The sequence below is a fragment of the Xinfangfangia pollutisoli genome (genome assembly GCF_020179405.1).
Classification (GTDB): domain Bacteria; phylum Pseudomonadota; class Alphaproteobacteria; order Rhodobacterales; family Rhodobacteraceae; genus Pseudogemmobacter; species Pseudogemmobacter pollutisoli.
In genome coordinates this window covers 56,778-66,620 of the sequence record NZ_JAICBZ010000010.1, presented here as the reverse complement: position 1 = coordinate 66,620, position 9,843 = coordinate 56,778, and the positions used below count along the sequence as shown (strand labels likewise).

At 68.7% G+C, this 9,843-nt stretch carries 8 protein-coding genes; 7 read left to right on the top strand and 1 reads right to left on the bottom strand.

Annotated features, from left to right (window positions below; all coding sequences use genetic code 11):
• The 7 genes from K1Y73_RS05860 to K1Y73_RS05830 form a co-directional block, all read left to right on the top strand.
• Positions 1–3,179 (top strand): hypothetical protein (locus tag K1Y73_RS05860; RefSeq protein ID WP_225027134.1); only part of this gene is annotated, 3,179 nt, incomplete at its 5' end.
• Positions 3,176–4,249, top strand: coding sequence for a tRNA preQ1(34) S-adenosylmethionine ribosyltransferase-isomerase QueA (gene queA, locus K1Y73_RS05855; protein WP_225027133.1), 1,074 nt, complete (start codon positions 3,176–3,178; stop codon positions 4,247–4,249). The genes K1Y73_RS05860 and queA, both read left to right, overlap by 4 nt.
• Positions 4,250–4,294: 45 nt before the next feature.
• Positions 4,295–5,530 carry an MFS transporter gene (locus K1Y73_RS05850; protein WP_225027131.1) on the top strand — a complete coding sequence of 412 codons (1,236 nt, stop codon included), beginning with the start codon at positions 4,295–4,297 and terminating at the stop codon, positions 5,528–5,530.
• A gap of 53 nt (positions 5,531–5,583) precedes the next feature.
• On the top strand, positions 5,584–6,153 hold the full coding sequence (locus K1Y73_RS05845) for a DUF924 family protein (RefSeq protein ID WP_225027130.1): 570 nt from the start codon (positions 5,584–5,586) through the stop codon (positions 6,151–6,153).
• A gap of 94 nt (positions 6,154–6,247) precedes the next feature.
• The gene (gene lpdA / locus K1Y73_RS05840; protein WP_225027128.1) at positions 6,248–7,645 is read left to right on the top strand and encodes a dihydrolipoyl dehydrogenase; all 1,398 of its coding nucleotides are present in this window, start codon (positions 6,248–6,250) and stop codon (positions 7,643–7,645) included.
• A gap of 3 nt (positions 7,646–7,648) precedes the next feature.
• Positions 7,649–8,206: a class I SAM-dependent methyltransferase gene (locus K1Y73_RS05835; RefSeq protein ID WP_225027127.1), complete on the top strand. Its 558-nt coding sequence runs from the start codon at positions 7,649–7,651 to the stop codon at positions 8,204–8,206.
• A 59-nt stretch (positions 8,207–8,265) separates the two neighbouring features.
• Positions 8,266–9,438, top strand: a complete 1,173-nt coding sequence (locus K1Y73_RS05830) for an MFS transporter (RefSeq protein WP_225027126.1) — start codon at positions 8,266–8,268, stop codon at positions 9,436–9,438.
• On the opposite strand, the gene K1Y73_RS05825 is transcribed toward K1Y73_RS05830, so the two are convergent.
• Complete coding sequence (locus K1Y73_RS05825; RefSeq protein ID WP_225027125.1) at positions 9,420–9,779, bottom strand: rhodanese-like domain-containing protein; 360 nt, start codon at positions 9,777–9,779, stop codon at positions 9,420–9,422. The two genes, K1Y73_RS05830 and K1Y73_RS05825, sit on opposite strands and share 19 nt — an antisense overlap.
• Positions 9,780–9,843 lie beyond the last annotated feature (64 nt).

Below are 9,843 nucleotides of genomic sequence, written 5' to 3'. Positions count from 1 at the left end.
CGGTCTGGGCGGTGGCCGAGGTCGAGACGCGGCTGAACCGTGCGCTGACCGCGGCGCATCTGCCGGACGGGGCGGCCCTGTCGCTGGGCGGCATCGACCTGGCCGTCGATCGCGATCTGGTGCCGCGCTTCGTGCTGCGCGACCTGCGGCTGATCGACGGCACCGGCCGGTCGGTTCTGGCCCTGACCGAGGCGCGGGTGGCGCTGGATCCGGGCGCGCTGGTCTCGGGGCAGATCCGCCCGCGGGCGCTGCGGCTGACCGGCGCGCGCCTGGCGATGGAGCGTGACGCCGAGGGGCGGCTGGGGCTCAGCCTGGCCGGCCTGTCGGGCAGTCCGGGCCTGCAGGACCCCGCGCAACTGCTGGATGCGCTGGACCGGATGTTCGCCCAGCCCGCCCTGTCCAGCCTGGCCCTGGTCGAGGCCGATGCGTTGACGCTGACGCTGAGCGACGCACGGGCGGGGCGGGTCTGGGAGGTGGGCGACGGGCGTCTGGTCCTGGAAAACCGCGAATCCGGGCTTGCGGCAGAGCTGAGCGTCACGCTGCTGGACGGGGCCGAGCCCGCCCAGGCGCGGGTGACGATCGAAACCGCCCGCAGCGACAGCTCGGCGCGCATGAGCGCCAGCGTCAGCCGCGTCGCCGCCGCCGATCTGGCCGCCCAGGCCGCGCCTCTGGCTGCGCTGACGCTGCTGGACGCCCCGATCTCGGGGCAATTGACGGGCGAGTTGAGCGCGGGTGGCCGGCTGGGCCGGCTGGACGCCGAGTTGCAGCTGGGCGCCGGCGCGCTGCGCCCCGATCCGGATGCGGCCCCGGTGGCCTTCGACAGCGCCTCGATCGCGCTGCATTACGACCCCGAGCGTCAGCGCGTCACCCTGGGCGCGCTGTCGGTCGAAAGCGCCTCGTTGCGGCTGAAGGCGGTCGGGCATTCCGATCTGCTGGATGCCGCGGGCGGCGCGGTCGCCCCCGGGGCGATGCCGCGCCAGATCGTCTCGCAGCTGGATTTCAGCGAGGTCATGGTCGATCCCGAAGGGGTGTTCGAAAGCCCGGTGCGGTTTTCCGATGGCACGCTGGACCTGCGGCTGCGCCTGTCGCCCTTCCGGCTGGATGTGGGCCAGCTGGAACTGCGCGAGGGGGCCGAGCGGCTGACGCTGAAGGGCGAGGCGGCGATCACCGATGCCGGCTGGCAGGGCGGGCTGGACGTGGCGCTGAACGCGATCGGCGCCGAGCGGCTGTTGAAGATCTGGCCGGTCTCGGTGGTGCCCGCCACGCGCAAATGGCTGGCGGACAATATCGGCCAGGCCGACTTCACCAATTTCAAGGCGGCGCTGCGGTTCGAGGAACATCAGCCGCCGCGCTTTGCCCTGGGCTATGAATTCTCGGGCGCCGAAGTGCGTTTCATCCGCACCCTGCCGCCGGTGCAGGAAGGCCATGGCCGCGCCACGATGGACGGCACGGTCTATACGGTGGTTCTGGACGGCGGCCATGTGACCGCGCCGCAGGGGGGCGCGATCGACGTGGCGGATTCGGTGATGGTGGTGCCCGACATCGCCGCAAAGCCAGCCTTGGCCGAGGTGCGGCTGCTGACCCGTGCGCCTCTGACCGCGACGCTTTCGCTGATGGATGAAGACCCGTTCAACTTCCTGACCAAGGCCAATCGCCCGGTGGATCTGGGCCAGGGCCAGGCGCTGCTGGTGTCGGATCTGCGCTTTCCGCTGCTGGCCAAGATCACCGCCGAGGATGTTGCCTTCGACGTCAGCGGCCGGATCGTCGATTTCGCCTCGGACAAGCTGGTGCCGGGGCAGACGGTCACCTCGCCCGACATGGCGGTGCGGGTCACGACCGCGGGGATGACGCTGTCGGGCGAGGCGCATCTGGGGCCGATGCCGATCGTGGCACGCTATGACCAGCGTTTCGGGCCCGAGGCGGCGGGCAAGGCCACGGTGCGGGGCAGTGCGGAACTGAGCGATGCCTGGCTGCGGGCCCTGGGCGTGGCGCTGCCGGCGGGCTGGCTGCGCGGGCAGACCACGGCCGACGCGGTGCTGAGCCTGCAGCGCGGCCAGCCGGCGCAACTGCATCTGGAAAGCAATCTGGTCGGGGCGGGTCTGTCGGTCGATGCGCTTGGCTGGTCGAAGGGGGCGAAGACCGGCGGCAAGCTGGTTCTGGATGCGGTCCTGTCCAGCCCGCCCAAGGTCACCGCCCTGCGGCTTGAGGCGCCGGGGCTGTTGGCCGAAGGCCAGATCACCAGCCGCGCCGGCGGCGGGCTGGAGCTGGCGCGGTTCAGCCGGCTTCGCGCGGGCGACTGGCTGGATACGCCGGTCGATGTGACGGGCACCGGCAAGGGCGGCATCCGCATCAAGCTGAATGGCGGCATGCTGGACCTGCGCCGCCGGCCCTCGGGCGGGCAGGGCGGCGGTGGGGCCGGCGGGGCCACGGTGCCGATCACGGTGAACCTGGACCGTCTGGTCCTGTCGGCCGGCATCGCGCTGACCGGCTTTGCCGGCGATTTCCTGCTGCGGCCCGGCGGGCTGGACGGCACATTCGTCGCCGCGGTGAACGGTGCCGGCCGGGTGGAAGGCGCGGCGGTTCCGGTCAAGGGCGGCACGGCGGTGCGCGTCCGCTCGGGCAATGCCGGGGCGGTGATGGCGGCGGCGGGGATCTTCGACAAGGGCCGCGGCGGCACGCTGGAGATGACCCTGCAGCCGCGTGGCCCCGAGGGCCAGTATCGCGGCATTGCCACCTTCCAGAACCTGTCGGTGCAGGGCGCGCCGGCCCTGGCCGAGCTTCTGTCGGCGGTCTCGGTCGTGGGGCTGCTGGAACAGCTGAACGGCAACGGGATTCTGTTCGGCGAGGGCGATGTCGATTTCTACCTCAGCCCCGAGGGCGTCGAGATCCGCCATGGCGCGGCGATCGGCGCCTCGATGGGGATCTCTTTCGCCGGGCTGTACCTGTCGAAATCGGGGCGGATCGACATTCAGGGCACGATCTCGCCGCTGTATCTGCTGAACGGGATCGGGCAGATCTTCACCCGCAAGGGCGAGGGCTTGTTCGGCTTCAATTACCGGCTTACGGGAAGCGCCGAGAACCCGTCGGTCAGCGTCAACCCGCTGTCGATTCTGACCCCCGGCATGTTCCGCGACATCTTCCGGCGCCCGCCGCCGGTCTTGAAGGGAAGCGGCGGATGAAACTGTCGGATTTCGATTTCGACCTGCCCGAGCGGCTGATCGCCACCAGACCCGCCAAGCCGCGATCGTCGGCGCGGCTGCTGCTGGCCGAAGGCGATGCGATCGCCGACCGGCATGTGCATGACCTGCCCGCGATCCTGCGCCCGGGCGACCGGCTGGTGCTGAACAACACCAGGGTGATCCCGGCGCGGCTGTTCGGCACCCGGACCCGGGGCGAGGCGCAGGCAAAGGTCGAGATCACGCTCTTGGAGCCGGCGGCGGCGGGCGGCTGGCGGGCGCTGGCCAAACCGCTGCGCAAGCTGCGCCTGGGCGAACGGGTGGTCTTCTCGGCCGATCTGTCGGCCGAGGTGGCCGAGAAGGGCGAGACGGATCTGCGCCTGGTCTTCGACCGCGCGGGCGAGGATTTCGATGCCGCCCTGGCCGCGGCCGGCGCCATGCCGCTGCCGCCCTATATCGCCGCCAAGCGCCCCGCCGATGCGGCCGACAAGGACGATTACCAGACCGTCTTCGCCCGCCATTCCGGCGCCGTGGCGGCGCCCACGGCCAGCCTGCATTTCGACGAAGCCCTGCTGGCGGCGCTGCGCGACCGGGGCGTCGATTTCACCGAAGTGACGCTGCATGTCGGCGCAGGCACCTTCCTGCCGGTCAAGGTCGAAGACGTGACGACGCATCGCATGCATGCCGAATGGGGCCGGGTCACGCCCGAGGCCGCGGCCGAGATCGCCGCAACCAGGGCCGCGGGGGGCCGGGTGATTCCGGTTGGCACCACCGCGCTGCGCCTGATCGAGACGGCGGCCCGCGCCACCGGCCAGATCGCGCCCTGGGAGGGGCCGACGGATATCTTCATCTATCCCGGCTTCGACTTCCGCGTGACCGATGCCCTGATGACGAATTTCCACCTGCCGCGCTCGACGCTGCTGATGCTGGTCTCGGCGCTGATGGGCAAGGCGCGGATCGACCGGATCTATGATCATGCCGTGGCCTGTGGCTACCGCTTCTTCTCATATGGCGACGCGTCGCTGCTTGTGCCCGAGCCGCGGGACGGCGACGCCCTGTCATCCCTGACCTGACTTTCCCCGCAAGACGGCCGGAAGGCGCAAAGGACGCATTTCACCATGTTCAAGGTTCTTACCAGCACCTGGCCGCTTCTGTTGGGCGTGATGATGCTGATGGTCGGCAACGGCATTCAGGGCACGCTTCTGGGCATCCGCGGCAGCGGCGAGGGCTTTTCGACCTTCGAGCTGTCGATCGTGATGTCCTGCTATTTCGCGGGCTTCCTGTTCGGCTCGGTCGTGGCGCCGCGGCTGATCCAGCGGGTCGGGCATGTGCGGGTCTTTGCCGCGCTCGGCTCGGCCATTTCGGCGATCCTGGTCGTCTATCCGGTGATGCCCGACTGGATCGCCTGGAGCCTGCTGCGCGTGTTGGCGGGTTTCTGTTTTTCGGGGATCTACATCACCGCCGAAAGCTGGATCAACAACACCGCCACCAACGAGACCCGCGGTCAGGCGCTGTCGGCCTATATGATCACCCAGATGCTGGGGATCATCGTCAGCCAGGTTCTGCTGAACCTGCCCGATGCTTCGGGCTTCATCCTGTTCATCATCCCCTCGGTCCTGGTCTCGTTGGCCTTCCTGCCGATCCTGCTGGCGCCGACGCCCGCACCCGCCTTTGACGGGGCGCGGCGGCTGGCCTTCCGCAAGCTGTTTGAAATCTCGCCCCTGGGCTGCATCGGCATGCTGCTGACCGGGGGGATCTTTTCGGCCATGTTCGGCATGGCCTCGGTCTGGGGCACCCAGGTCGGGCTGAGCGTCGGGCAGATATCGGTCTTCGTGGGGGCGATGTATGTGGGCGGGCTGATCCTGCAATATCCGGTGGGCTATATCAGCGACCGGATGGATCGCCGCAGCCTGATCCTGGGGCTAAGCCTGGTGGCCGCCTTGGCGATGCTGCTTGCGATGATCCCGGGCCTGCCGTTCTGGGCGCTGATCGCGGCGGCGGTGGTGCTGGGCGGGATCACCAACCCGGTCTATGCGCTGCTGATCGCCTATACCAACGACTTCATGAGCCTGGATGAAATGCCGGGCGCCAGTGCGGGGATGATCTTCCTGAACGGCTTCGGTGCGATCTTCGGCCCGGTGATCACCGGCTGGATGATGGCGGGGATCGGGCCGGCGGGCTTCTTCCTGTTCATCGCGGTTCTGTATCTGGCGCTGGCCGGATATGCCGGCTGGCGGATGACGCGCCGGGCCGCGCCGGCGATGACCGGCGCCTTCCGCGGCGTGACGCCCACCGCCTCGCAAGTGGCGGTGGCGACGGTGCTGGAAGAGGCCGACATGGGCAGCCCGCGCTGAGTGGTTGCGCAGCGCGCGCGGGCCTGTCAGGCTGGCCGGGGCAGGAGGTGACCATGTCTGATCCGGTGGAAGTGCTTGATTTCTGGCTGGGCGAGATCGGCCCCGAGGGCTGGTATGCCGGCACCGAGGAAATCGACGATGCCTGCGCGACGCGATTCGAGGTGCTGCTGGCGGCGCTGCGCGATGGCGGGCTGGAGCATTGGGTCGACGGTCCGGCGGGCTCGCTGGCCTATATCGTCATCGCCGACCAATTCGCCCGCAACATCCATCGCGGCACGGAACTGGCCTTTGCCACCGATGCCCAGGCCCGGGCCGCGGCGGAAAAGGTGCTGGCGGCGGGCTGGGATCTGGACGTGCCCGAACCCGACCGGCAATTCTTCTACATGCCCTTCGAGCATTCCGAAGATCCGGCCGACCAGCAGAAGGCCATCGCGCTGATGGAGACGCGGATGAGCTCGGATCCCGAGATGGCGCTGCATGCCCGCGCCCATGCCGAGATGATCCGCCGGTTTGGCCGCTTTCCCGGGCGCAACGCGGCGCTGCAGCGGGAAAACACCCCCGAGGAAGCGGCATTTCTGGCCGCGGGCGGCTATCCCGCGCTGGTGAAACAGATGAAGACCTAAGCCATGCGCGCGCGGAATAGGCCTATGCGGCCGGCTTTGTTGCTGCGTTGAATGAGATGGTTTAAGGGTAAACGAATTTCCTAGGGAGGGGAACATGGCCGACCAGAATTTCGACATCGTGGTGGTGGGGGCGGGGCCCGGCGGCTATGTCGCGGCAATCCGCGCGGCCCAGCTGGGGCTGAAGACCGCCGTGGTCGAGCGTGAACATCTGGGCGGCATCTGCCTGAACTGGGGCTGTATCCCCACCAAGGCGCTGCTGCGGTCCTCGGAAGTCTTCCATCTGATGCATCGCGCCAAGGAATTCGGGCTGAAGGCCGAAGGCATCGGCTATGACCTGCCGGCGGTGGTGCAACGCTCGCGCGGGGTGGCCAAGCAGCTGGCCAGCGGCGTGGGCCACCTGTTGAAGAAGAACAAGGTGACCGTGATCATGGGCACCGCCTTCCTGCCGAAACCCGGCGTGGTCGAGGTGAAGACCGACAAGGGCACCGAGACGCTGACCGCGAAGAACGTGATCCTGGCCACCGGCGCGCGGGCCCGCGAATTGCCGGGGCTGGAAGCCGATGGCGATCTGGTCTGGAGCTACAAGCATGCGCTGGTCGCCAGCCGGATGCCGAAGAAGCTGCTGGTCATCGGCTCGGGCGCGATCGGTATCGAATTCGCCAGCTTCTTCAACACGTTGGGCGCCGAGACCACGGTGGTTGAGGTGATGGACCGCATCCTTCCCGTGGAAGATGCCGAAATCAGCGCCTTCGCCAAGAAGCAATTCGTCAAGCAGGGGATGAAGATCCTGGAAAAGGCGGCGGTCAAGAAGCTGGACCGCAAGCCGGGCCAGGGCGTGACCGCGCATATCGAACAGGATGGCAAGGTCACCACCTCGGATTACGACACGGTGATCTCGGCCGTGGGCATCGTCGGCAATGTCGAAAACCTGGGCCTGGAAGCCCTGGGCGTGAAGCTGGACCGCACCCATGTGGTCACGGATGAATTCTGCCGCACCGGCGTGCCGGGCCTGTTCGCCATCGGCGACGTGGCCGGCGCGCCCTGGCTTGCCCATAAGGCCAGCCATGAAGGCGTGATGGTGGCCGAACTGATCGCCGGCCAGCACCCGCATCCGATCAAGCCCGGCTCGATCGCCGGCTGCACATATTGCCATCCGCAAGTGGCCAGTGTCGGCATGACCGAGGCCAAGGCGAAAGAGGCGGGCTATACGGTGAAGGTCGGCCGTTTCCCCTTTATCGGCAATGGCAAGGCCATCGCGCTTGGCGAACCCGAGGGGCTGGTGAAAACCGTTTTCGATGCCAAGACGGGCGAGTTGCTGGGCGCGCATATGGTCGGCGCCGAAGTGACCGAGCTGATCCAGGGTTACATCGTCGGGCGCACGCTGGAGACGACCGAGGCCGAGCTGATGGAAACCGTCTTCCCGCATCCGACCCTGTCGGAAATGATGCATGAATCGGTGCTTGACGCCTATGGGCGGGCCATTCACTTCTAGGCCATGGCCTCGCTCAACCGCATCGTGATGCAGAAGACCAGCCGCGCCTGGCTGCGCGCGCTGGGGCCCGAGCGTCTGGATGCGGCCGAGATTTCCGGCGCCTGGGGCGCGGGGCTGGGCTTTCGCAGCTTCGAAAGCTTCCATTACCCCGCGCATGACCCCTGCCGCGGGCCGTTCCTGGACGGGGACGGCAAGCCGCGCAAATTCGATGTGATCCTGGCCAATCAGGTCTGGGAACATATCGACCGCCCGCAGGCCGCGACGCGCAATGTCTACAGGATGCTGAAGAAGGGCGGCTGGTTCTGGCTGGCGGTGCCCTTCTTCATTCCCTATCACGCCGTCCCGGTCGATTGCAGCCGCTGGTCGGCGCGGGGCCTGCATAACCTGCTGGTCGAGGCGGGGTTCGAGGAAGGCTCGATCCGCGCGGCGCAATGGGGCAATCGTGCCGCCGCCGCGCGCAATCTGGAACTGCCCTGGCCGCCCGAGGCGCGGCCCGAGGACGATCTGACCAACGATCCCGATTTTCCGCTGGTGGCCTGGGCCATGGGCTGCCGGGCCTGAGCCGCGCGGCGGCCCCACAGGGGCTGGCATCGGCGCGGGGCGGCTGCTAGGTCAGGGCCATGCGCAATTTGCCCCCGATGATCCTGGTTCTGCTTCTGTGGTGCGCAGGGCTTGGCGCCGCGGCGCAGTTCGGCAAGATTTCCGTTCTGTATGAAGATCTTCGCGCGATCTATGGCGGATCGGGCGAGGTAGCGCTGGGGCTTGTCGTCTCGGTCGTGGGGATGGTCGGGCTGGTTTTCGGCACCACGGCGGGGCTGCTGGTGGCGCGGATCGGACCGCGCCGGGCGATTGTATCGGCGCTGGCCATGGGGGCCGTCGTCTCGGCGGTCGAGGCGCTGCTGCCGGCCTATCCGTTCATGATCGCCGCGCGGGTCCTGGAAGGCGCCTCGCATCTGACGATTGTGGTCGTCGGCCCGGTGATGATCGCCCAGCTGGCGCCCGAGCCGCGGCGGCCGCTGGCGATGACGCTTTGGTCTTCGTTCTTCGGGGTGACCTATGCGGTTCTGGCGCTGCTGGCCCCGGCCTTTGCCGGGCCAGGCGGGGCGGCGCATCTGTTCCTGGCCCATGCCGGCTGGATGGCGGCGCTGGCGCTGATCCTGGCGCGGGTGCTGCCCGCCGATCCGGCCGCACCGCCGCGCGCCGCCGGCAATCTGTTGCGCCAGCATCTGCAGATCTATGCCTCGCCCCGGATCGCCGCGCCGGCGATGGGCTTTTGCTTCTACACCTTCCTGTATGTCGCCTGCCTGACGCTTCTGCCGCCGGCCGCCCCCGACAGCCAGCGGGCGCTGATGGCGACGGCGATGCCGCTGACCTCGATTGTCGTGTCGCTGACGCTGGGCGTGCGGCTTCTGGGCCGGATGTCGGCGGTGCGGCTGGTGCAATGGGGCTATGCCGCGGCGATCCCGGGTTTTGCGATTCTGGCGCTGGCCTGGGGGCAGGGGGCGGGCATGCTGCTGGGCGGCTGCTGGCTGGCGGCGGCGCTGGGGATCGTGCAGGGCGCAAGCTTCGCCTCGATCCCCGAGTTGAACCGCCGGCCCGAGGACCGGGCGCGTGCTGCGGGCGCGGTGGCGCAGCTGGGCAATCTGGGCACCACGACCGGCACGCCGGTTCTGGCGGCGGTGCTGGCCGGGGCGGGGCCCTTGGCGCTGACCGGCCTGGCGATGCTGCTCTGCGGCGCGGGGATCGCGCTGCATCTGTGGCAGGCGCGGCGGCGTCAGATCCTGTCGACCTGACCGCCCCCGGCGACCCAATCGCCCAGCCCGCCCAGATTGTAGACCGGCGCATAGCCCATCCGGCCCAGCAGCTGCGCCGCCAGGCCCGACCGCCCGCCCGAGGCGCAATAGACCGCCACCGGCAGGCCCGGCCGCAGCGCCGCATCGGGGGCCTGCGGGTCGGCCTTCCGCGCCAGCGTGGCCAGCGGAATTGCCAGCGCGCCCCTGGCCTTGCCCGAGGCCCGGATCTCGGCGATCTCGCGCACATCGACCAGAACCATCTCGCCCTTTGCGACCGCCGCGGCAACCTCGGGAACCGAGGGCAGCGGCGCCCGCGCGGCGGGCCGAAGGAAGTTGAACATGGCAGACCTCATGCTGTGATGCGGCAATACATATATTGTTATGGGAATATGTAAAGGCCGCCCT

Excerpts from the sequence above, each read along its gene's own strand:
- queA (WP_225027133.1), top strand. The coding sequence starts at position 3,176 with ATGAAACTGTCGGATTTCGATTTCGACCTGCCCGAGCGGCTGATCGCC.
- K1Y73_RS05850 (WP_225027131.1), top strand. The coding sequence starts at position 4,295 with ATGTTCAAGGTTCTTACCAGCACCTGGCCGCTTCTGTTGGGCGTGATG.
- K1Y73_RS05845 (WP_225027130.1), top strand. The coding sequence starts at position 5,584 with ATGTCTGATCCGGTGGAAGTGCTTGATTTCTGGCTGGGCGAGATCGGC.
- lpdA (WP_225027128.1), top strand. The coding sequence starts at position 6,248 with ATGGCCGACCAGAATTTCGACATCGTGGTGGTGGGGGCGGGGCCCGGC.
- K1Y73_RS05835 (WP_225027127.1), top strand. The coding sequence starts at position 7,649 with ATGGCCTCGCTCAACCGCATCGTGATGCAGAAGACCAGCCGCGCCTGG.
- K1Y73_RS05830 (WP_225027126.1), top strand. The coding sequence starts at position 8,266 with ATGCGCAATTTGCCCCCGATGATCCTGGTTCTGCTTCTGTGGTGCGCA.
- K1Y73_RS05825 (WP_225027125.1), bottom strand. The coding sequence starts at position 9,779 with ATGTTCAACTTCCTTCGGCCCGCCGCGCGGGCGCCGCTGCCCTCGGTT.